Origin of the sequence: Salinispora vitiensis (assembly GCF_000378825.1) — a bacterium.
Lineage (GTDB): Bacteria > Actinomycetota > Actinomycetes > Mycobacteriales > Micromonosporaceae > Micromonospora > Micromonospora vitiensis.
In genome coordinates, this window is the sequence record NZ_KB900388.1 from 2,124,108 (window position 1) to 2,146,008 (window position 21,901).

Sequence of the window (21,901 nt, forward strand, 5' to 3'; positions counted from 1 at the left end):
GGTGCGGGGCGCGGCGGCGACGACAGCGACCGGCGACCGGCTCTAACGAACTCTTCCGCGCACGTCTGACCGGCGCGTCCGGCTCCGGTTGGTAACGTCCGCTCCGTGCCGACCTCGCCGTCCGTGTCCACGCCGACCCCGCCCACCCGCGTTCGCCGTAACCGCCGGGCAGATCTGCTCGTGGTGCTCATCGCGCTCGCCCTCGCGGTCTGGGTGACCAGCGGGCTCTGGCGAGACCCAAACGGTCGCACGATCATGGTCAACTCCAGCGACCAGGCGTTGTTCGAATGGTTACTGGCCTTCGGCGGGCACTCCCTCACCCACGGGCAGAACCCGCTCTTCACCTACATGATCAACGTGCCCGACGGGGTCAACCTCGCGGTCAACACGTCGATCACGGTTTACGCGGCGCTCTTCGCGCCCCTGACGTACCTGATCGGACCGCCGGCCACCTTCCTGGTGATCCTCACGCTCAACCTCGCCGCCACCGCGGTCGCCTGGTACTGGCTACTCAACCGCCAGTTCGCCCGCAGCCCGCTCGCCGCCGGGCTGGGTGGCCTCTTCATCGGCTTCTCCCCCGGCATGATCTCGCACGCCAACGCCCACCTGAACTGGACCGCCGGTTGGTTGGTGCCGCTGCTGATCTGGCGCGCCTTCGCGCTACGTCGCAGCGGGCACCGAATCCGGGACGGCGTCATCCTCGGTGTGCTGGTCGCGGTGGCGTTCTCCATCGCCGCCGAAGGGCTCTTCTTCACCGCGATCGCCCTCGGCCTCTTCGTCGCCGTCTGGGCGCTGCACCCGACCAGCCGCGCCGAGGCGCGCGCGGTGCTGCCGGGCTTCCTCGGCGGGCTCGCGGTGACCGCGCTGGTGGCGGGGGTGCTGCTGGCGTACCCGCTGTGGCTGCACTTCGCCGGCCCACAACGCTTCGACGGCACCGGCTTCGACGCGGTGATCCACTCCGAGAACATCGCCGCGTACGGCGCGTACCCTCGGCGCTCGATCGCCGGCGAGGCCGGGCTCCGGACCGGTCTCGCCCCGAACCCCACCGAGGAGAACTCGTTCTTCGGGCTACCGCTGCTGCTGCTCAGCATCGCCGCCTTCGTGCTGCTGTGGCGGCGGGTCCAGCAGGCACCCCAGCGGGCCACACTCTGGGCACTCGGGGCGGTGGCGGTGGTCTTCACCGTACTGTCATTCGGTCCGCAGGCCAGGTTCGACGGCCGCCACTTCGACCTGCCGATGCCCTTCGACCTGTTGGCTCACCTACCGGTGGTGAACGCCGCGCTGCCCGCCCGGCTGGCGCTGGTCGTGGCGCCGGTGATCGGGGTACTGCTCGCGTACACGGTGGATGCGCTCCGGGCCGAACCACCGCGCTCCCGGCCGGCCCGGCTCGCCTGGCTGGCGGCCTTCGCGGTGGCGCTGGTTCCGCTGACGCCGACCCCGCTGATCACCATCGAGCGGGAGCCGATCCCACGCTTCTTCACCTCCGGCACCTGGCGGGACTACGTCTCACCGGGCGGGGTCCTCACGCCGATCCCGCTGGCCGTGGACGTGTACCCGGACGGGCAGCGGTGGCAGGCGCACGTTCTCGCCGACCGGCAGGGCGAGTTCCGGATCCCGGCCGGGTTCTTCCTCGGCCCGGGTGGTCCGGACGGGCGCGGCCGGATCGGTCCGGTGCCCCGGCCACTGAGCGCCATCCTCGACGAGGCCGCCCGCTTGGGTGTGGTGCCGATCGTCACCGAGGGCATGCGGGCGGATGTCGAAGCCGACCTACGGCATTGGCAGATCGAGGCGGTGGTACTCCCGGACGAGGTACACGGGGCGAAGTGGGCCGTCGATGAGGAGGCACTCCTGCAGACCGCCACCGAGCTGTTCGGTGAGCCGGAGCGCGTCGAGGACGTCTGGCTCTGGCGAATCCCACCAGGATGAGCCCCCGGTGCCCGCGCACCGGGTCCCCGGGACCAGCACACCGGGCCCTCGGGACCGGCGTACCGGTGAGCCGGATCACGAGCCGGGGCGACTGGCGGGTACGGGACTAGGCTGGTCATCGTGAGTACGACTACCCCGGACCTGACCATCGTCCACGCCGGCATGCTCGGCTACGAGGCCGCGTGGGAGGAGCAGCGCCGGCTGCACGACTCGGTGGTCGCCGACGAACGTGGCGACGCCGTGCTGCTGCTGGAGCACCCCAGCGTCTACACCGCGGGCAAACGCACCGAGCCGTGGGACCGGCCGATGGACGGCACACCGGTCATCGACGTCGACCGGGGCGGAAAAATCACCTGGCACGGTCCGGGTCAGCTCGTCGGCTATCCGATCCTGCGCCTGCCCAACCCGGTCGACGTGGTCGCGTACGTGCGCCGGGTGGAGCAGATGCTGATCGACGTCTGCGCCGAGTTCGGGCTGACGGCCGGCCGGATCGAGGGGCGCAGCGGGGTCTGGGTGCCGGCGGACGACCGCGGGCCCGCGCGCAAGGTCGCCGCCATCGGTATCCGCGTCGCCCGCGGCGTCACCCTGCACGGCTTCTCGCTGAACTGTGACTGCGATCTGACGTACTACGACCGGATCGTGCCGTGCGGCATCAGCGACGCCGGGGTGACCTCGCTCGCCGCCGAGTTGGGCCGGCCGGTGACCGTGGCGGACGCCCTTCCGGTGGTCGAGCGGCACCTACCCACCCTCATCGAGCCCTGAGCCGCGAGGGCCCGGGCCCGGCCGAGGCCCGCCCGGCCCGGGCCGGCGTCGATTGCCGACACCGGCCCGCTGGGTCGGCCGCACACCGGGTCGCTCAGGCGGGCCGACGACCTAGCCACGCGTCAAGATCGCCAGGCCGGCGCTGCGTGCGGTGTCCGGGGTCACCGCTGCAACGGCGTGATGCCCGTCGCCCAACGTGCATCGACGGTGGGCGACGGGCGTAGGCTCGGCTTCGTGACGATCGAGCACTCTGCGCCGACGACCGGTCAGGCAGCGCGTACCGCGACGCCCGCTCCCGAGGGGCGGCGCCTCCTGCGGATTGAGGCGCGTAACGCTGAGACGCCGATCGAGCGGAAACCACCGTGGATCAAGGTCAAGGCCAAGATGGGCCCGGAGTACACCCAACTGCGCGGGCTCGTCACGCGGGAGGGGCTGCACACCGTCTGCCAGGAAGCCGGCTGCCCGAACATCTACGAATGCTGGGAGGACCGGGAGGCCACCTTCCTCATCGGCGGCGACCAGTGCACCCGCCGCTGCGACTTCTGCCAGATCGACACCGGCAGGCCGGCCGAGTTCGACGCCGACGAGCCCCGCCGCGTCGGCGAGTCGGTGGTCTCGATGGGGCTGCGCTACGCCACCATCACCGGAGTCGCCCGCGATGACCTGCCCGACGGCGGCGCCTGGCTCTACGCGGAGACCGTCCGACAGATTCACGCCCTCCGGCCGGGCTGCGGTGTCGAGCTGTTGATCCCCGACTTCAACGCCGTCCCCGAGCAGCTCGCTGAGGTCTTCGGAGCCCGGCCGGAGGTGCTCGGACACAACGTCGAGACCGTGCCGCGGATCTTCAAGCGGATCCGGCCAGCGTTCCGCTACGAGCGGTCCCTGGACGTGATCCGGCAGGCCCGCGCCGCCGGCCTGGTCACCAAGAGCAATCTGATCCTCGGCATGGGCGAGGAACGCGCTGAGATCTCGCAAGCCCTCCGGGACCTGCACGAGGCCGGCTGCGAGCTGATCACCATCACGCAGTATCTGCGCCCCTCCCCCCGCCACCACCCCGTCGAACGCTGGGTCAAGCCGGAGGAGTTCGTCGAGCTACAGGAGGAGGCCGAGGAGATCGGCTACGCCGGCGTGATGAGCGGGCCGCTGGTCCGCTCGTCGTACCGTGCCGGCCGCCTCTACCGGCAGGCCCTCGCGGCCCGCGGCGACGCCCCGGTTGACCTAAACAGCTGACCGTTTCCAGGTGGGCCGCCGCCGTGATCGCGGCGGCCCGCCGCACGGGAAGCCACAGTGCTCCACGCTTGACCGCTACCCCTCGGATCCGAGCGCGTGCGCCGATCCCACGCAGACCCGGCGTTTTCATGGCCGAAACCGGCCATTCCCGTTCTGGCCCAAAAGCGGGAGTCGCCTCGCTCTCGCCCGAGTCCATCGTGGGATCCGGCACGTCCGTCGCGACCTCAACCACCATTTGTACTGGTCAAGTTGGCGACGCCACCAGGTTGCGCTCATGGCTTTCTGATCAGTCCGAGCAGTTGCGGACCAGCGCACTTACCCGCTACAGGCGGTGTGGCTGGTCACCCCGCCCCGGCCGCTGACCACCGGCCCACCAGACGCCATCAACAAGCAGTCACGGCGGCGGTAGGCCGCCGGGTGCGACCCAGCCCAGCGGCTGATGCCAGCCGCCAAGCAGCGCGAGATTCGCCGCCCACTAGACTCGGGGGCATGGCAAAGCCCCAGGAGAAGGTCTCGTTCGGCCAGCGGCTGAAGCAGATCGGGATGGTGTTTCGGTTCACCGCCAAGCAGGACCGGTGGTTCGCGCCGCTGGCCTTCGCCGCGGTGGTCATTCCACTCGCCCTGACCGTGGTGGCGTTCTTCGTGTGGGGCTGGCTCTGGATCCCACTGGGCATCCTGTTGACGCTGCTCTCCCTGCTGATCGTGCTCAACCTGCGCTCCAACCGGGCGATGATGAACGCCGCCGAGGGACAGCCGGGCGCGGCCGCGCAGATCATCGAGAACATGCGCGGCGACTGGCGGGTCACTCCGGCGGTCAGCTCGACCACGCAGATGGACATGGTGCACCTGGTCCTCGGCCGTTCGGGAGTGATCCTGCTGGCTGAGGGGAACCCGCAGCGGGTGCGCGGCCTACTCGGCCAGGAGAAGCGTCGATTGGCCAAGGTGATCGGCTCGGCGCCGCTCTACGACTACGTGATCGGCCAGGAGGAGGGCGAGCTGTCGGTCCGCAAGCTGCGGATGACGCTGATGCGGTTGCCGCGCAAGCTCAGTGGCCGGGATGTCAACGCGCTGGACAAGCGCCTCAAGGCGCTCAGTGCCCGCCCACAGCTACCCAAGGGCGCCATCCCGAAGAACATGCGCCCGCCGAAGGGCGCCTTCCGCCAGGCCCGCGGTCGCTGACCTGCCGCAACCACGGCGGATCGCCCGCTGAGCTGCCGCAACCACGGATCGTCCGCTGGCCCCCGAACGGGGGTCAGCGGACGACGGGTGTGATGACCGAGCCCGCGACCCGGTCGTGCAGGCCACGGCGGTCGGCATCCATGATCAGGGCAGGTATCACGAGCGCGAGCAGGCCACCGCGGAGCAGCGCGCGGAGCACTCCGATCCGACCACCGCTGGTCCAGGAGACACAGCGGGTTCGGGTGAGGTACATCCCGGGCGTCTGGGCGAAGAGACCGATGAAGAAGCCGTACTCGGCGACGAGCACGAGCACCGGGGCCCACCCGTCGTGGAACGGATCGGCGAAGGTACTGGCGACCAGTACGCAGAGCACCCAGTCGATCACTAATGCGCCGAAGCGCGGGCCCAGGCCCTGACTGGCGGAGACGCTAGAGCGGGGCGGTACGGGCTGGTCAGCCGAGGTCGTCACAGCGCTCAAGGGTAGCCAGTGCCGTCGCCGGCTACACGCCGACCTACGTCACAAAAACGGACCAAGCCTCGCAAGTTTCACTACACTGGCACACTGCCCCCCTCCGGGAGCATCAGGACTTCCGCTCCACGCAGCGAAGGCTTCACGGAGCCTCCACGGGGGACGTAACACGGCAGAAACATTGAAGACATGGCCGGGCAACCGCTCGGCCATAGCGTCGCCAGAAGCCTAGCCACTTCAGTGGACGAGCCAGGAGGACGAGTGTTCGCCAATCCCGAGGAACTCCTGCGTTACCTCAAGAACGAGGACGTGAAGTTCGTCGACGTACGTTTCTGTGATCTGCCCGGCGTGATGCAGCACTTCAACCTGCCCGCTGAGTCGATTGACGACGAGCTCCTCACCGACGGCCTCGCATTCGACGGGTCGTCCATCCGCGGCTTCCAGGCGATCCACGAGTCGGACATGCTCCTGCTCCCGGACGTCGCCACCGCATTCATCGACCCGTTCCGCGCGCAGAAGACCCTCGCGCTCAACTTCTTCATCCACGACCCGTTCACCCGCGAGGCCTACTCCCGCGACCCCCGGAACGTGGCGAAGAAGGCCGAGGCGTACCTGGCGGCCAGCGGGATCGCCGACACCGCCTACTTCGGCGCGGAGGCCGAGTTCTACATCTTCGACTCGATCCGCCACGAGACCTCGGCCCACCAGTCGTACTACTACATCGACTCGGTCGAAGGCTGGTGGAACACCGGCCGTGACGAGGAGGGTGGCAACCGCGGCTACAAGACCGCGTACAAGGGCGGCTACTTCCCGGTGCCGCCGGTTGACCACTACGCCGACCTACGCGACAAGATCGTCCGTCGGCTGATCGACGCCGGCTACACCGTGGAGCGCTCGCACCACGAGGTCGGCACCGCCGGTCAGGCTGAGATCAACTACAAGTTCTCGACCCTGCTGCACGCCGCGGACCAGCTCCAGCTCTTCAAGTACATCGTGAAGAACGAGACCTGGGTCAACGGCAAGACCGCCACCTTCATGCCGAAGCCGCTCTTCGGGGACAACGGCTCCGGCATGCACACCCACCAGAGCCTGTGGTTGAACGGTGATCCGCTCTTCTACGACGAGACCGGCTACGCCGGCCTCTCCGACACCGCGCGCTGGTACATCGGCGGTCTGCTGCAGCACGCGCCGTCGCTGCTGGCCTTCACCAACCCGACGGTGAACTCGTACCGCCGGTTGGTGCCGGGCTTCGAGGCGCCGGTCAACCTGGTCTACTCGCAGCGCAACCGCTCCGCCTGCACCCGCATCCCGGTCACCGGGAGCAACCCGAAGGCCAAGCGGGTCGAATTCCGCGTGCCGGACCCGTCGGCCAACGTCTACCTGGCCTTCTCGGCGATGCTGATGGCCGGCCTCGACGGCATCAAGAACAAGACCGAGCCGCCGACCCCGATCGACAAGGACCTGTACGACCTGCCGCCGGAGGAGTGGGGCGACGTCAAGCAGGTGCCGGGCTCGCTGCCGGCGGTGCTCGACTCCCTCGAGGCCGACCACGACTACCTGCTCGACGGCGGCGTCTTCACGCCGGACCTGATCTCCACCTGGATCGACTGGAAGCGGACCAACGAGGTCGACCCGGTGCGGCTGCGCCCGACCCCGCACGAGTTCGCGATGTACTTCGACTGCTGAACCCCTGCAGCGACCGGCCGGGTTGCCGCCACAACGTTGTGGCGGCAGCCCGGCCGGTTTCGGTTCAGTCCGACGGGAACGGGGCCCGGCCGGCCCGGGACCGCCACAGCCGTGGCACCCCCCACCTGGCGGCCGCCACCACCAACCCGGTCATCACCAGCGCCCCCGGCGCCTTCACCAGCCGGGCCAGGTTGGTGCCGTCCGGCAAGGTGAGAAAGGCCGCCGCCGCGCAGGGCAACACGAACCAGGTCGTCCGCGTCGCGGCCGCCGCGAGCAGGACCAACGGCCAGGTCGCATACCAGGGGTGGAAAACGGGGGCGAGCACCACCGTGGCGACCAGCGCCAGGCCGGCACCGAGCAGGGCCACCCGAGGCCGGGCCGCCTCCAGCCGGACCACCCGTTGCCGGACGTCACCCAGCGCGCGCAGGGCCGACCAGGCCCGCCACCACAGCGCCGCCAGGACCAGCGCCAACAACGCCAACGCCAACGCCCGGAGCACCGGCACCGCCACGGGATGCCCGCCAAAGAGCTCACCGGCATAGTCCAGGACCATGCCGACCGCCGTGGGAGGTGACGTCCACTGCTCCAGGTCGCCGCTGTGGCGTAACCCGTCCACCCAGCCCAGGCCCAGGCCGGAGAAGACCGAGACACCCCCCAGGGCGATCAGGGTGCCCGCTGCCAGCCAGCCGCCATCGCGCAACAGCGACCGCACGGTGAACCGACCGAGCACCGCGGCGAGCGCCGCGAACGGCAGCACCACCACCGCAGTCGCCTTAACCCCCACCGCCAGCCCGAGCAGCGCCCCCGCCAGCAGCAGCGGCCACGGTCGGCCCGGGAACCGCACCACCACCAGCAGGCCGAGCAGCAACAGCCCGAGCATCACCGCGTCGTTGTGCGCGCCCGCCACCAGATGCACCCCCACCAACGGGCAGGCCAGCGCCAGCCAGACCGCCCGCCGGGTCGGCACCCCCGCTGCCCGCGCCAACCCAGGCAGACACACCGCGACGAGCAGCACCCCGGCCACCGCGATCAGCCGCAAGACCACCACCGCGCCGACCAACCCACCACCGAGTGCCACCGCCAGCGCGGCGAGCAGCACAAAACCCGGCCCGTACGGCGCGGGCGTGTCCCGCCAGATCGGCGAGACCGCATCCACCCAGGGGCAACCCGCCACCGCCACCCCGACCGCGTACGGGTCGACGCCCTGCCCGTACGCCCAGCCCTGACAGGCGTACGAGTAGACGTCCCGGCTGCCCAGCGGCGGCGCGACGAGCAGCGGCACCGACCACAGCCCGGCGGTGCGGTACGCCCACCCGGTTGACGGCGCACCGTGCCGTAGCGCCCACCACGCGCCCGTCAGCAGGCCCGTGCCGACCAGCCAGAGCAGGACGGTCAGCGGGCCGTCGGCGGCCTGCCACACCCGCTCGTCCGTCGCGTCGGGCAGCGCTCCCCCGACGTGTCCGGCGACGGCCAGCAGCACCGCGCCGACGAGACCGAGGTAGCGGAGCGCTCCCGCGTGGACCGAGCGCCCGGACCCGCGCGGAGGTACGCCAGCTCCGGTCACCGGGGCATTCCGGCGGTGGGTAGGGTCGTCGCGCCGGTCGGGCCGACGAGGTGGATGGGCACGGTAGAACATGCTGCCAGTACGGTGGGCGCGGATACGGAGGTAGGCATGCGGGGCACACGGACGGTGGTGGCGACGGCCGCCACGTTGGCCGTGCTGCTCGGCGGGACGTACCTGCTGCTGCCGCCGATGGGCTCGGACCTCGCCGCCCAGGTGGCCCGGGCCGACTTCTTCGCCGCCCACGGCGCCACCCCGGTCGACTTGCGGTGGTACGGCGGGGTCAACCAGTTCGGCTACAGCCTGCTTTCCCAGCCGGTGATGGCGCTGCTCGGCGTCCGGGTGACGGGGGTACTCGCCCTGGTGGCGTCGACCGTCGCCTTCGCTGCCCTGCTGTGCCGCGTCGACGTACCCCGGCCGTTGACCGGTGCCCTGGTGGGGTTGGTCACCTTCGCCGGCAATCTGGTCGCCGGCCGGGTCACGTACGGGCTCGGGGTGGCCTTTGGCCTCGCTGCCCTCCTCGCTCTCACGCTGCCGGCCGGGCGACGACGACTCGTGCTGGCCGCCGCCGGGGCGCTGCTGGCCGCCGCGACCAGCCCGGTGGCCGGGCTCTTCGTCGGGCTGGCCGGTGCCGCGCTGCTGCTCGGTCGCCGCTACGTTGACGGCCTCACCCTGGGGCTGGCGGCGGCGCTGCCGCTCGGGTTCATCGCCCTGCTCTTCGGCGACGGCGGCTGGATGAACATCAGCCGCACCGACACCGTACGGGCGGTGGGGAGCAGCCTGCTGGTGGCGGCGCTGGTGGCGTACCGGCCGGTGCGGATCGGCGCACTGCTCGCCGCGGCCGGGGTACTCGCGGCGGCGCTGCTGCACACCCCGGTCGGCCTGAACGCGACCCGCCTGTCGGCGATGTTCGCGCTCCCCCTGTTGGCCGCCGCCGCGACCGTCGGCACCGGCCGCTGGTTGCCGCGGCACACCGGCGAGCGACCTCACCCCCGTTGGCCGGCCCGGCTCGTGCCCGCCGGCGGCACCGGGCGGCGGGTCGGCAGCGGACTCACCCTCGCCGTCCTGCTCGCCGCCGTGTTCTGGTGGCAGCCACCGGTCGTCCCGGCGGACCTGCGCAGCGCCACCGACGCAGCCGCTCGGCCCGCCTACTTCGCTCCCCTGCGCGACTTCCTCGCCACCCAACAACTCACCGGGCGGGTGGAGATCCCTCCGACAAGTAACTATCGGGAGTCGGCGGCGCTGGGCGAGGTTCCGCTGGCGCGGGGCTGGCTACGCCAGGCGGACATCGACCGCAATCCGCTCTTCTTCACCACGGTGCCGGGTGCCACCGGGACCGGGGTTCCGCTGACCGCCCAGACCTACCACGGCTGGCTGCAGACGAACGCGGTGCAGTTCGTGGCCGTACCCGACACACCACTGTCCTGGGTCGGCCGGGCCGAGGCGGAGCTGGTCCGCGACGGCCTGCCCTACCTGCGCGAGGTGTGGTCCGACCCGCACTGGCGGGTCTGGGCCGTGGCCGAGCCGACCCCCCTGGTCGGTGCCCCCGGCACGATCCTGGCCGCCGACGGCGCGACCGTGACGTTCCAGACCGACGGGCCCGCCACGGTCCCGGTGCGGGTCCGACACAGCCCCTGGTTGACCGCCGCCGGCGGCACCGTCACGGCAGCCGGCGAGTGGACCGCGGTCACCGTCCCGCGGGCTGGGGTCTGGACCCTCGGCAGCTGACGACAGCCCCTGCTCGCCGACCCGCTCGGCCCCGGCGCCGAGGCCGCCCGGTCGGCTGCGCCCCGGCGCTGCCGGGGCCGTCCTCAGAGCTCGAAGACGCGTTGCATGGCGGCGCGGGAGCGGCGACCGGTACGCAGATAGTCGTCGAGGAACTCACCCGGGTCGTCACGGCCTAGGAGCCGAACCACCCCCGCCAGGTCCGCCCCGTGCCGGGGCAGCTGATCAGCAGCCCGGCCGCGTACCAGCATCAGGGCGTTGCGGACCTGCGCGGTGAGGGTCCAGCCGGCCGCCATCGCCGCGGCGTCGTCCGGGTCCACCAGGCCCGCGTCCCGGGCCGCCGCGAGGGCGTTGAGGGTACGCGTGCCCCGCAGCTGCGGCAGCTGCCCGGCGTGCCGGAGCTGAAGCAGCTGCACCGCCCACTCGACATCGGCCAGCCCGCCCCGGCCCAGCTTGGTGTGGGTAGCCGGGTCGGCCCCCCGGGGCATCCGCTCGGTCTCCACCCGTGCCTTGATCCGCCGGATCTCGATCACCTGCTCCCAGGTCAGGCCCGCCGCCGGATAACGTAGCGGCTCGACCATCGCCAGGAACTCGGCGCCCAACTCCTCGTCACCGCAGACGAACCGGGCCCGCAGCAGCGCCTGCGCCTCCCACACCCGCGACCAGCGGGCGTAGTACTGCTGGTACGCGGCGAGGCTGCGGACCAGCGGCCCCTGCCGCCCCTCGGGGCGTAGGTCGGCGTCAACGCCGAGCGCCGGGTCGGGCGCGGGCATCCCGAGCAGTCGACGTAGCTCCTCGGCGACCGCTCGCGCGGCAGCGCTCGCCGTGCTCTCCGCCATCCCGGCCGGCGGATCGTGGACGAAGAGCACGTCGGCATCGGAGAGATAGTTGGACTCGTATCCGCCGAGCCGACCCATGCCGATCACGGCGAAGCGCAGACCGGGCATCAGCGGCTGGGACGCCCGGGCCGCGGCCAAGGCGGCGGCCAGGGTGGCGTCGGTGACATCCGCCAGTGCGGTGCCGACCGCGCCCACGTCGGTCAGGGCCGGAGCGGCCCGACCCGCCACACCGGGCGGCGACGGTGCCAGCGAACCGGCCCGGCTCAGCACGTCGGCACAGGCGAGGCGGAGTAACTCCCGACGGCGCAGCGCGCGGACCGCCCGAATCGCCTCCACCGGGTCGCCGGCGTGCCGCGCCGCCGCCGCCGCGAAGCCCTCGCAGAGCACCGCCCGGGGCCGCGCGGCCAGTTCACTCTCCTGCGCGAGCAGACGCAGCGCCTCCGGCTCGCGGGCGAGCAGGTCGGTCACGTACCGGGAGGAGGAGAGGACGCGCGCCAGCCGGCGGGCCACCGGCCCCTCATCGCGCAGCAGCCGCAGATACCAGGGGGTGCTGCCGAGCTTCTCGGAGACCTTCCGGTAGCTGAGCAGCCCGCGGTCCGGCTCAGGAGCGTCGGCGAACTCGCTGAGCAACACCGGCAGCAGGGTGCGCTGGATGGCCGCGGTGCGGCTTACCCCGCCGGTGAGGGTCTGCAGGTGGCGCAGCGCCCCGGCCGGATCCTCGAAGCCAAGGATCTCCAGCCGGTTGCGGGCCGCCGCCGGGGTGAGTCGCAGTCCGTCGGCGGGCACCCGGGCGACCGACTCCAGCAGCGGCCGGTAGAACAGCTTGGCGTGCAGCCGGCGGACCTCGGCGGCGTGGGTGACCCGCTCGATTCGAAACGCCTCGACGGCGCTGCGTCCCGGTGCCGCCGAGTAGCCGAGCGCCCCCGCCAACCAGCGCAACGCGTCCTGGTCGGTGGGGACGGTGTGGGTCCGGCGCAGCCCCTGCAACTGCAGCCGGTGCTCGACGGCGCGCAGGAAGTGGTAGCCGCGCAGCAGCGCCTCCCCGTCCACCCGTCCGACGTAACCGCCGCTGACCAACGCCCGCAGGGCGGGAATGGTGCCCGGCACCCGCAGCGCCTCGTCGCCACGGCCATGCACCAGTTGCAGCAGCTGCACCGCGAACTCGATGTCGCGCAGCCCACCCGGGCCGCGCTTGATCTCGCGCTCCTGCTCCGCCGGCGGGATGTGATCGATGATTCTGCGCCGCATGGCCCGGACATCCTCGACCGCCTCCGGGCGCTCCGCGGCCCGCCAGAGCAGCGGCGCGAGCTGCGCGATCCACTCCTGGCCCAGCGCCAGGTCACCGGCGGCCGGCCGCGCCTTGAGCAACGCCTGGAATTCCCAGGTCCGGGCCCACCGCCGGTAGTAGGCGAGATGGCTGGCGAGGGTACGCACCAGCGGGCCCCGATTCCCCTCGGGGCGCAGCGCGGCGTCTACCGGCCAGGCGACCAGGCCACAGACGTGAATCAGGCGGGTGGCGATCGCGGTCGCCGCGGGAAGGTCGTCGTCCTCGGCCGCGACGAAGATCACGTCAACGTCGGAGACATAGTTCAACTCGCCGCCGCCGCACTTGCCCATCGCCACCACGGCCAGCCGGGGCCGCGGCGTACCCTCCGGCAGCTCACCCTGCGCGAGGTCGTAGGCGGCGGCGAGAGTTGCGTCGGCCAGCGCGGAGAGCGCGGCCATCGTCTGCTCCATACCCCGGTTGCCGGTCAGATCGGCCGCAGCGATCCGGAGCAACGCCAGCCGGTACGCCGACCGCAGCTGGGCGATCGAACCGTCCGCGCCGGTCAGCTGGAGCCGACCATCGGCGGTGGGCGCCAACCCGTCCGCGGTGCTCCGGAGGTCAGCCCACTGGCCCGGGTTGGCGACCAGGTGGTCGCCGAGCGCCGAGGAGGCGCCGAGGACGGCGACGAGGCGCCGCCGCAGCCCCGGGTCGTCGTACAGGTCGGCGAGGAGCCTGGATGCGGCTCCGATCCCCACCGGGTCGGCGCCATTGGCCGTCTCGCCGGCTCCCGCGGCCCGGTGTTCGGCCTCGACCAGCCGGTGCAGCTGGCGCAACGCCAAATCCGGATCGGCGGCCCGGGACAGCGCGGCGAGTAGCTCCGCCGCCCGCTGGTCCACGGGTTCCTGCCTCTCCGGCTGCCAGAGCGCCAGGCCCGCCGGGCCGAGCAGGTCGCCCGCGCGGACGCTGTTTTCGCTGGTGCCGAAGCCGTAGCGGGCGAGTCGTCCCGCGGCCCGGGTCGGCCGTTTCATTCGTGCCCGAGCAGCGGCAGGCTACGGCGGGCCCCCTCGTCCAGCTCGCCACGGGCCAGGGCGGCGAACCGCGCCGCGAAGGGCTGCCAAACCTCCTCGACATCAACCATCACCGCGGCGCAGGCGGCGACGACCAGCTCCGGGTCGTAGTCCAGCTCGGCCAGCAGGTCCGAACCCGCCGCCCAGTCGGCGATCATCGCGGTGTCGCACTCGATGTGGAACTGCAGGCCCCAAGCGCGGTCGCCGAGGCGGAAGGCCTGATGCGGGTAGCGGGTGGAGGCGGCCAGCAGGGTCGCCCCGACCGGCAGCTCGATGATCTCGTCGGCGTGCCACTGGAACACATCCGGGATCAGCGGCACGTACTTGAAGAGCGGGTCCGTCTCGGCGGCATCCCGGCGGCCCACCACCGCGGGACCAACCTCCGGCCCGGACCGGCTGCGCTCGACCGTTCCGGCGTGCGCGGTCGCGAGCAGCTGCGCGCCGAGGCCGATCGCCAGGGTCGGCACCCGGTGCCGGACCGCCTTGCGCGACAACGCCTCCACCTGCGGAAGCCAGGACACCGACGGCTCACCATCGGGCCGTGGGTACGCCTGCTGCCCGCCGCCGAGGACGACCAGCGCCGCGTATCCATCCAGGTCGGCCGGGAGTTCGTCGCCGACGTACGGCCGGGCGAGGTGCAGCCGCAGCCCGGCTTCGGTCAGCCACTCCCCGAGCCGACGCGCGTCTTCGGTCGGGTCATTTTCGATCACCAACGCGGTTGCCACGCCGTCGAGGCTATCCCGTACCACCGCCGGGGGGCTGGTTAGGCTCGATTGTTGTGATCACCGACGAGGTACTCCGTCCGCCCGCGCTGCGTCCGGGCGACACCGTACTCCTGGTGTCGCCGTCCGGACCCACCCGGCCGGAGCGGGTCGCCCGTGGCATCGAGTTGCTGACCAGTTGGGGTCTGCGGCCGGTGCCGGCCCCCAACGCGTACGCCCGCCGGGGCTACCTCGCCGGCGCGGACGAGTTGCGGGCGGCGGACCTGAACGCCGCGTTCGCCGACCCCGCCGTGCGGGGGATCATCTGCACCCGGGGCGGGTACGGTGCGCAGCGCATGGTGGACGCGATCGACATGGCAGCCGTACGCCGGGATCCGAAGGTGGTGGCCGGCTTCTCCGACATCACCGCCCTCCAGTTCGCGCTCTGGCGGGGGGCCCGGTTGGCCGGGCTACACGGTCCCGGCGCGGCCTGGCGGGACGAACGGACGGCGTTGAGCTCCGCGCAGTCACTGCACGCCGCGCTGACCACCACCGAACCGGTGATGGTGGCCGCCCGGGAGGACGAGGAGACCTTCGGCGTCCGGGTCCCGGGCCGGGCCAGCGGCCGGCTGCTCGGTGGCAACCTCTGCCTGATCTCCGCGTCGATCGGCACGGTGGACCTGCCGGACCTGACCGGGGCGGTGCTGCTGCTCGAGGAGGTACAGGAGCCCCCCTACAAGATCGACCGGATGCTCACCCAGCTTCGCCGGGCCGGGGTGCTGGCCGGGCTGGCCGCGGTGGCGGTCGGGCAGTTCACCGACTGCGCCGACGGGTGGCCGGTGGACGTCGCCGATGTGCTCACCGACCGGCTGGGGGACCTCGGTGTCCCCGTACTCGGCGGGTTGCCGATCGGGCACGGGGTGGGCCAGCTCACCGTTCCGGTCGGCACCGAGGCGGTGCTGGACGCGGACGCCGGCACGCTCACCGTCGCCCCGGCTGTCCGCGGCTGACCCGGCTGTCCATCGCCCCGGCTGTCCACGGCTCGCCCTGCCGCAGCAGTGGGTGGTTCACCGGCCACCCGGGCAGTCGCTCAGATTGTCAGCGGACACATAGCTTCGCCACGGTGTTCCTCCAGCCGACGCGGTCACTGTCGGTCACGTACCGCATCACCGACGAGTTGGAGGATCCCCATGTCCCGCACGATTCGTAGGAAGCACCTGCTGGCCGGGCTCGCCGCAGCCGGCGTGCTCGGCGTCGGCGTGGCCGCACCGGCCATGGCCGTTGCCAACACCTCGCCCGCCCCGAGCGCCAGCACCGACGCCGACGCCGAGATGGGCGCAGCCAGGGAGCAGCAGCGCTCCGACCGGCAGGCCGCGTTCGCCGAGGCGCTCGCGGAGAAGCTCGGCGTGGACGGGAACGAGGCAACCACGGCGCTGGAGGAGCTGCACGAACAGCGGGCGGCCGACCGGCCCGAGCTGGGCGAGCGCCCGGACGCCGCGGACCGGCAGGAGGCGCTCGCGCAGCGCCTGGCCCAGGCGGTCGAGGACGGCACGCTCACCCAGGAGCAGGCCGACGCGATCACCGCGGCGGCCGAGGCCGGCATCCTCCGGGGCCCAAGCGGGCACGACGGACCGGGCGGGCACGACGGCTCCGTGGATAAGTAGTTCACCCCGCCCCGACGGCGGATTTCAAAGGCGGCGCGCCGGTAGCCTGGCGCGCCGCCTTTCGCTGGCTTGGGCTACGGCACCTCGCCCGCACCGCGGTCCTCGTCGAGCCCCGGTCGGACCAGGGTCAACCGGCCGGCACGCCGGCCGGCGCCAGGAGCAGGGCCGGCCGGGGCCGGAAGATCAGAGCGAGAGGTAGTGCTGCCGCTCGTACGGCGTGACCTCGCGGCGGTACTGCTCCCACTCGGACCGCTTGTTGCGCAGGAAGAAGTCGAAGACGTGCTCGCCCAGCACCTCGGCGACCAGTTCCGAGCCGGCCATCACGTCGATGGCCTCGGCGAGGTTCTCCGGCAGCGGCTCGTACCCCATCGCCCGGCGCTCGGCGCTGGTCAGCGACCACACGTCGTCCTCGGCGCCCGGCGGCAGCTCGTACCCCTCCTCGATGCCCTTGAGGCCGGCGCCGAGCATGACCGCGAAGGCCAGGTACGGGTTGGTCGCCGAGTCGGGCGATCGGACCTCGACCCGGGCCGAGTTCGGTTTGCCGTACGCCGGGACCCGGACCAGCGCGGAGCGGTTCAGGTGCCCCCAGCAGACGTACGCGGGGCTCTCGGTGACCCGGTTCGGCAGGGCCTGCGGGAAGAGCCGTTTGAACGAGTTGACCCACTGGTTGGTGACCGCCGTGTACTCCCGGGCGTGCACCAGCAGACCGGCGATGAACGCGCGGGCGACCTTGGAGAGCTTCATCGGGTCACCGGCGTCGTGGAACGCGTTGCGCTCCCCCTCGAACAGCGAGAGGTGGGTGTGCATGCCACTGCCCGGCTGGTCGGTGAAGGGCTTCGGCATGAAGGTGGCCTGCACGCCGGTGGAGAGCGCCACCTCCTTGACCACGTGCCGGAAGGTCATGATGTTGTCGGCGGTGTTGAGGGCGTCGGCGTAGCGCAGGTCGATCTCCTGCTGGCCGGGGGCGACCTCGTGGTGGCTGAACTCGACGGAGATTCCGATCCGTTCCAGCGCGAGTACCGCCTGTCGGCGGAAGTCCCGGGCGACCGCATGGGTGGTGTGCTCGAAGTAGCCGCCGGTGTCGACCGGGGTCGGCACCGACCCGTCGGGCGCCCCGTCCTCCAGCAGGTAGAACTCAATCTCTGGATGGGTGTAGTAGGTGAAGCCCTTCTCCGCTGCCCGGGACAGCGCCCGACGCAGCACGTGACGCGGGTCGGCCCAGGACGGGCTGCCGTCGGGGAGCAGGATGTCGCAGAACATCCGGGCGCTCTCGCCGCTGACCCCGCCCTCGAAGGGGAAGACCTGGAAGGTGGTCGGGTCCGGCATCGCCACCATGTCAGATTCGACGACCCGGGCGAAGCCCTCGATGGCCGAACCGTCGAACCCGATGCCCTCCTCGAAGGCGGACTCCAGCTCCGCGGGGGCCACCGACACGCTCTTCAGCGTGCCCAGCACGTCGGTGAACCACAGCCGGACGAACCGGATGTCCCGCTCTTCCAGCGTACGGAGGACAAACTCCTGCTGACGGTCCACTTCCACCCCTTACTTCCCTATTGTCCGCTTTCGGCCTACGAACGACCCGGCCTGACCGATCAGTCTCCACCGGCCTCGTTACGCCGACGTTACGCGAGCTTCCCACGCCCGCACCGGCCTGTCCCATCCCCGCCGGGAGCCCCTCTCCCCGCACGCGCCATACCCCGCTCGGACCGCTGCGGCAAGATAGGGACATGACCACCCTGCGTCTCGCACTCTGCCAGGTCAACCCGACCGTCGGTGACCTCGTCGGCAACGCCACGAACATCCGGGAATGGGCCCGACGCGCCGCCGACGCCGGCGCCCAACTGGTCGCCTTCCCGGAGCTGACCCTGACCGGTTACCCGGTCGAGGACCTGGTCTTCCGCCGTTCCTTCATGGAAGCGTCGAAGACGGCGCTGGGCCGGCTCGCCGCCGACCTCGCCGCCGACGGGTTGGGCGACCTGCCGGTGGTGGTCGGCTACCTGGACGCGGACGGCCCACCACAGGTCAGCGGCGACGCCGAGCCGGGGCACGGGGCGCGTAACGCGGCAGCCCTGCTACACGGTGGGAAGACCGTGGCCACCTACTTCAAACACCACCTGCCCAACTACGGCGTCTTCGACGAGGACCGCTACTTCGTGCCGGGCGAGACGCTGTCCGTGGTGCGAGTCGGCGGGGTGGATGTCACGCTGACCATCTGTGAGGACCTGTGGCAGGTCGGGGGGCCGTTCGCCGCCGCCCGGCAGGCCGACGTCGGCCTCGTTATCAACATCAACGGCTCGCCGTACGAGCTGAAGAAGGACGACGTCCGGCTACCGCTGGTTCGCCGTCGGGCCGCCGAGGCCAGGGCCACCATCGCGTACGTCAACATGGTCGGCGGCCAGGACGAGCTGGTGTACGAGGGCGACTCCATGATCGTGACGGCCGAGGGGGAACTACTCGCCCGGGCGCCGCAGTTCGTCGAGCACCTGCTGGTACATGACGTGGAGCTCCCCGCCGCCACCGACGGCCCACCCGCCGACATCGAACTGGCCGACGGGATGCGGGTGCTCCACCGCCAGATTGAAACGCTGCCGGCCGCACCCACCGAAAAGTCGGCGGCCGGGGAGCTCCTCGAGCCGGCGGCCGACGAGGCGGAGGTGTGGCAGGCGCTCGTGCTGGGCCTGCGTGACTACGTCGACAAGAACCGCTTCCCCTCCGTGGTGCTCGGCCTCTCCGGCGGCATCGACTCGTCGGTCGTGGCGGCACTGGCCGTTGACGCGCTCGGTGCGGACCGGGTGGTCGGGGTGTCACTGCCGAGCCAGCACTCCTCCGAACACTCCCGGGAGGACGCGGCGGAGTTGGCCCAACGCACCGGACTGGACTACCGGATCGAGCCGATCCAGCCGATCGTGGACACGTTCCTGGCCAACCTGTCGCTCTCCGGCCTCTCGGTGGAAAATCTCCAAGCCCGGGTCCGCGGGGTGATCCTGATGGCCCTGTCGAACCAGGAGGGCCACCTGGTGCTGACCACCGGCAACAAGAGCGAGCTGGCAGTCGGCTACTCCACCCTGTACGGCGACTCGGTCGGCGGTTTCAACCCGGTCAAGGACGTCTGGAAGACCCTGATCTGGCAGCTCGCCCGCTGGAGAAACGCCGAGGCGGTCCGCCGCGGCGAGACCCCGCCGATCCCGGAGAGCTCGATCAACAAGCCCCCGTCGGCCGAGCTGAGCCCCGGCCAGCTGGACTCCGACACCCTGCCGGAGTACGACCTGCTCGACCCGATCCTCATCGGCTACATCGACGGCGATCTAGGCCGAACCGGGTTGATCGAGGCCGGCCACGACCCGGCGCTCGTGGACCAGGTGCTGCGGATGGTGGATACCGCCGAATACAAGCGGCGCCAGTCCGCCCCCGGCACGAAAATATCGATGAAGGCGTTCGGGCGGGACCGCCGCCTACCGATCACCAACCGCTGGCGCGAGGACGGCGGAGCGGCCGAAGCCGCCGAGCGCCTCGGCGGCGAATGAACGCCTCGGGGAGTGACATCCTGCACTGCCCCCTGCCGCGAATCGCCGTGCGGTGCGACGATCGCGGCAGAGCCCGGGGACCGCGTACGCGGCCTCGAGGAAGGAGAGAACCATGCTGGAATCCAGCCCGGCCGAGGTGACCGCCCTTTACGGCGGACCGGCGACCCGACGGGTCCGCGCCCGTGACCTACTCGCCGCCAAGGAGCGTGGCGAGCGGTGGGCGATGCTCACCTCGTACGACCAGTACACGGCGGGGATCTTCGACGCCGCCGGCATCCCGGTGCTGCTGGTCGGTGACTCGGCCGCGAACAACGTCTACGGCTACGACACGACGCTACCGGTGACCCCCGACGAGCTGCTGCCCCTGGTCCGGGCCGTGGTCCGGGCCACCCGGCACACGCTGGTCGTCGGCGACCTGCCGTTCGGCTCCTACGAGGAGGGGCCGACCGCGGCCCTGCGCACCGCCGTACGGTTCATGAAGGAAGGCGGCTGCCACGCGGTCAAACTGGAGGGTGGCCGCCACTACGCCGAACAGATCGCCGCGATCGTTCGAGCCGGCATTCCGGTGATGGCGCACATCGGCTTCACCCCGCAACGGGAACACACCCTCGGTGGCTACCGGGTCCAGGGCCGGGGCGACACCGCCGAGGAGGTGCTCGCCGACGCCCACGCGGTCGCCGAGGCGGGGGCCTTCGCGGTGGTACTGGAGATGGTCCCGGGCGACGTGGCGAAGCGGGTAACCGCCGAGCTGACCATCCCGACCGTGGGTATCGGCGCCGGCCCGGACACCGATGCCCAGGTGCTGGTGTGGCAGGACATGGCGGGCCTCCGTACCGGTCGGACGCCCCGCTTCGTGAAGCGCTACGCCAACCTCGCCGACACCTTGGGCGAGGCGACCCGTCGGTTCGCCGACGAGGTCCGCGACGGCGGGTTCCCCACCACCGAACACACCTTCTGACGGGGTTTGGCGGTGGCCCGGCCAACACCGGGCCACCGTCAACCAGCCACTCCGGACGAAACACGTAAGATCATCGCGTGCTGAAAACACGTCTCTTCCGGGTCCTGCTGATCCCGACCGCCGTCCTCGCCCTCACCGCCTGCGGCGGCGGAGACGACTCGGAGCCGGCCGCCTCCGAGTCGAACTCCCCCTCGGCGGCTTCCTCCTCGGCCCCAGCCGCAGCTGCGGCCAAGAGCGATGAGGAGGTCTGCGCAGCGTTCAAGGAAAACCAGGAGCAATTCCAAGAGACCTTCATGGCGACTATGACGGAGTCCCTCACGGCGACCGAGGAAGAAATGGAAGACGCGATCGGTAAGCTCATGACCGAAATGGCGACGGGGGTCACCGAGATCGCCGCTACCGGCAACGCCGACAGCGAGGTTACCGCCGCCCTGGAGGCACTGAGCATGGAGGCCGAGAAGACGGCCGCCAACCTGGACAGCGCGGATGACGTCGCCTTCGAGGCGGCCGGCGAAGCCGCCGTCGCGGCTTGCCAGAAGGTTGGCGTAGAGATCAATTTCTGATCGCGATCTCATCGGCAGGCCGGACAGCCCCGGCTGGCCAGGATGCCGCTCGTGCGCTCCGCCGGGATTCCGGCGGAGCGCACACTCATCGCACAGGTCCGCCCACCACCCGGCGACAGCAGCGCCTCGTGATCCGCTTGAGCCCCGGAGCGGCCCGGGCAGCAGGCTCCCACCCGGGGCTCACCGCCCGACGGGTCTCCAATAGCGATCAATCCGAGTAACATTCCCTTTCGTGCGTAAAACAACTCTCTTCCAGGCTCTGCTGATCCCCGCCGCTGTCCTTGCCCTCACCGCTTGCGGCGGGGACGACCCGGAGCCGACGGCATCCGGGACACCGACGACCGACCCCACGACGGCCTCCTCCTCCGCGCCACCCGCGGCTGCCGCCGGCAAGGGCGACAAGGAACTCTGCGAAGCCGCCAACAAGGCCAATATGGAGCTCCGGCAAACCCTGCTGGACGCCGTCTCCGACGGCAAGGAGCCGGATCCGGAGCTGTACCAGGAGATCTTCACCGGGTTGGCGACCGAGTTCGGCGCCATTGCCGCCACCGGAAACGCCGACAGCGAGGTTGCCGCCGCGCTGGCCGCGTACAGCGAGGAGGCCGGCAAGGCAGCTGCCGCCGGGAGCCCGGAAGCCGCCGACAACCCCGCCTTCCTCGAGGCCACCGACGCGGCCTTCGCGGCATGCGAGGCGGTCGGGGTTTCGCTCGACCTCTGACCCGCACGGCCGCTTGGGCTAGCCGACGAACGTCTGCCGGCTAGCTGTGGCCCGGTAGGACA

General features: G+C 71.4%; 17 protein-coding genes. 12 read left to right on the forward strand and 5 right to left on the reverse strand.

From position 1 onward, the window contains the following. Positions 1–105 precede the first annotated feature (105 nt). The 4 genes from SALPAC2_RS0109755 to SALPAC2_RS0109770 all read left to right on the forward strand — a co-directional run bounded on the left by SALPAC2_RS0109755 (position 106) and on the right by SALPAC2_RS0109770 (position 5,097). A complete protein-coding gene (locus SALPAC2_RS0109755; RefSeq protein WP_018216477.1) occupies positions 106–1,926 on the forward strand; it encodes a class-II aminoacyl-tRNA synthetase family protein in 1,821 nt (606 codons plus the stop codon). Between the two features lie 120 nt (positions 1,927–2,046). Further along, positions 2,047–2,688, forward strand: a complete 642-nt coding sequence (lipB, locus tag SALPAC2_RS0109760) for a lipoyl(octanoyl) transferase LipB (protein ID WP_018216478.1) — start codon at positions 2,047–2,049, stop codon at positions 2,686–2,688. 180 nt (positions 2,689–2,868) lie between these two features. Continuing rightward, a complete protein-coding gene (gene lipA, locus SALPAC2_RS0109765) occupies positions 2,869–3,918 on the forward strand; it encodes a lipoyl synthase (RefSeq protein WP_080636899.1) in 1,050 nt (349 codons plus the stop codon). Between the two features lie 489 nt (positions 3,919–4,407). Then, positions 4,408–5,097 (forward strand): DUF4191 domain-containing protein, encoded by a 690-nt coding sequence (locus SALPAC2_RS0109770; RefSeq protein WP_018216480.1) that lies wholly within the window; start codon positions 4,408–4,410, stop codon positions 5,095–5,097. Positions 5,098–5,170: 73 nt separating this feature from the next. On the opposite strand, the gene SALPAC2_RS0109775 is transcribed toward SALPAC2_RS0109770, so the two are convergent. Then, entirely contained in the window at positions 5,171–5,566 is a 396-nt protein-coding gene (locus SALPAC2_RS0109775; protein WP_026184588.1) for an RDD family protein, read from the reverse strand. A 261-nt stretch (positions 5,567–5,827) separates the two neighbouring features. On the opposite strand from SALPAC2_RS0109775, the gene glnA (SALPAC2_RS0109780) reads away from it, so the two are divergent. Continuing rightward, on the forward strand, positions 5,828–7,252 hold the full coding sequence (gene glnA, locus SALPAC2_RS0109780) for a type I glutamate--ammonia ligase (protein ID WP_018216482.1): 1,425 nt from the start codon (positions 5,828–5,830) through the stop codon (positions 7,250–7,252). A 64-nt stretch (positions 7,253–7,316) separates the two neighbouring features. Here the strand turns inward: glnA (SALPAC2_RS0109780) and mptB are convergent, their stop codons facing one another. Next, on the reverse strand, positions 7,317–8,816 hold the full coding sequence (mptB, locus tag SALPAC2_RS0109785) for a polyprenol phosphomannose-dependent alpha 1,6 mannosyltransferase MptB (RefSeq protein WP_018216483.1): 1,500 nt from the start codon (positions 8,814–8,816) through the stop codon (positions 7,317–7,319). Between the two features lie 108 nt (positions 8,817–8,924). On the opposite strand from mptB, the gene SALPAC2_RS0109790 reads away from it, so the two are divergent. Further along, positions 8,925–10,541, forward strand: coding sequence for a hypothetical protein (locus SALPAC2_RS0109790; RefSeq protein ID WP_018216484.1), 1,617 nt, complete (start codon positions 8,925–8,927; stop codon positions 10,539–10,541). 83 nt (positions 10,542–10,624) lie between these two features. Here the strand turns inward: SALPAC2_RS0109790 and SALPAC2_RS0109795 are convergent, their stop codons facing one another. Then, a complete protein-coding gene (locus tag SALPAC2_RS0109795) occupies positions 10,625–13,672 on the reverse strand; it encodes a bifunctional [glutamine synthetase] adenylyltransferase/[glutamine synthetase]-adenylyl-L-tyrosine phosphorylase (protein WP_018216485.1) in 3,048 nt (1,015 codons plus the stop codon). Further along, complete coding sequence (locus SALPAC2_RS0109800; protein WP_018216486.1) at positions 13,669–14,460, reverse strand: type 1 glutamine amidotransferase; 792 nt, start codon at positions 14,458–14,460, stop codon at positions 13,669–13,671. The genes SALPAC2_RS0109795 and SALPAC2_RS0109800 overlap by 4 nt, the downstream gene beginning before the upstream one ends. Before the next feature lie 29 nt (positions 14,461–14,489). Between SALPAC2_RS0109800 and SALPAC2_RS0109805 the strand changes: the two genes are divergently transcribed. Further along, entirely contained in the window at positions 14,490–15,422 is a 933-nt protein-coding gene (locus SALPAC2_RS0109805; protein ID WP_018216487.1) for a S66 peptidase family protein, read from the forward strand. 180 nt (positions 15,423–15,602) lie between these two features. After that, the gene (locus SALPAC2_RS0109810; protein WP_018216488.1) at positions 15,603–16,076 is read left to right on the forward strand and encodes a hypothetical protein; all 474 of its coding nucleotides are present in this window, start codon (positions 15,603–15,605) and stop codon (positions 16,074–16,076) included. 183 nt (positions 16,077–16,259) lie between these two features. Here the strand turns inward: SALPAC2_RS0109810 and glnA (SALPAC2_RS0109815) are convergent, their stop codons facing one another. After that, positions 16,260–17,609 carry a type I glutamate--ammonia ligase gene (glnA, locus tag SALPAC2_RS0109815; protein WP_018726880.1) on the reverse strand — a complete coding sequence of 450 codons (1,350 nt, stop codon included), beginning with the start codon at positions 17,607–17,609 and terminating at the stop codon, positions 16,260–16,262. 194 nt (positions 17,610–17,803) lie between these two features. Here glnA (SALPAC2_RS0109815) and SALPAC2_RS0109820 point away from each other — a divergent pair, with 194 nt between their 5' ends. The 4 genes from SALPAC2_RS0109820 to SALPAC2_RS0109835 all read left to right on the forward strand — a co-directional run bounded on the left by SALPAC2_RS0109820 (position 17,804) and on the right by SALPAC2_RS0109835 (position 21,839). Beyond that, positions 17,804–19,600 (forward strand): NAD+ synthase, encoded by a 1,797-nt coding sequence (locus tag SALPAC2_RS0109820; protein WP_018216490.1) that lies wholly within the window; start codon positions 17,804–17,806, stop codon positions 19,598–19,600. A 112-nt stretch (positions 19,601–19,712) separates the two neighbouring features. Then, complete coding sequence (gene panB, locus SALPAC2_RS0109825; protein WP_018216491.1) at positions 19,713–20,558, forward strand: 3-methyl-2-oxobutanoate hydroxymethyltransferase; 846 nt, start codon at positions 19,713–19,715, stop codon at positions 20,556–20,558. Positions 20,559–20,635: 77 nt separating this feature from the next. After that, the gene (locus tag SALPAC2_RS0109830; protein WP_018216492.1) at positions 20,636–21,121 is read left to right on the forward strand and encodes a hypothetical protein; all 486 of its coding nucleotides are present in this window, start codon (positions 20,636–20,638) and stop codon (positions 21,119–21,121) included. A gap of 232 nt (positions 21,122–21,353) precedes the next feature. Continuing rightward, positions 21,354–21,839, forward strand: coding sequence for a hypothetical protein (locus SALPAC2_RS0109835; RefSeq protein WP_026184589.1), 486 nt, complete (start codon positions 21,354–21,356; stop codon positions 21,837–21,839). The last annotated feature ends 62 nt before the right edge of the window (positions 21,840–21,901 follow it).

What these genes read in the sequence shown, in the direction of transcription:
- SALPAC2_RS0109795 (WP_018216485.1), bottom strand. Translation starts at nt 13,672, where the DNA reads ATGAAACGGCCGACCCGGGCCGCGGGACGACTCGCCCGCTACGGCTTC.
- SALPAC2_RS0109810 (WP_018216488.1), top strand. Translation starts at nt 15,603, where the DNA reads ATGTCCCGCACGATTCGTAGGAAGCACCTGCTGGCCGGGCTCGCCGCA.
- SALPAC2_RS0109790 (WP_018216484.1), top strand. Translation starts at nt 8,925, where the DNA reads ATGCGGGGCACACGGACGGTGGTGGCGACGGCCGCCACGTTGGCCGTG.
- SALPAC2_RS0109770 (WP_018216480.1), top strand. Translation starts at nt 4,408, where the DNA reads ATGGCAAAGCCCCAGGAGAAGGTCTCGTTCGGCCAGCGGCTGAAGCAG.
- lipA (WP_080636899.1), top strand. Translation starts at nt 2,869, where the DNA reads ATGCCCGTCGCCCAACGTGCATCGACGGTGGGCGACGGGCGTAGGCTC.
- panB (WP_018216491.1), top strand. Translation starts at nt 19,713, where the DNA reads ATGCTGGAATCCAGCCCGGCCGAGGTGACCGCCCTTTACGGCGGACCG.
- SALPAC2_RS0109820 (WP_018216490.1), top strand. Translation starts at nt 17,804, where the DNA reads ATGACCACCCTGCGTCTCGCACTCTGCCAGGTCAACCCGACCGTCGGT.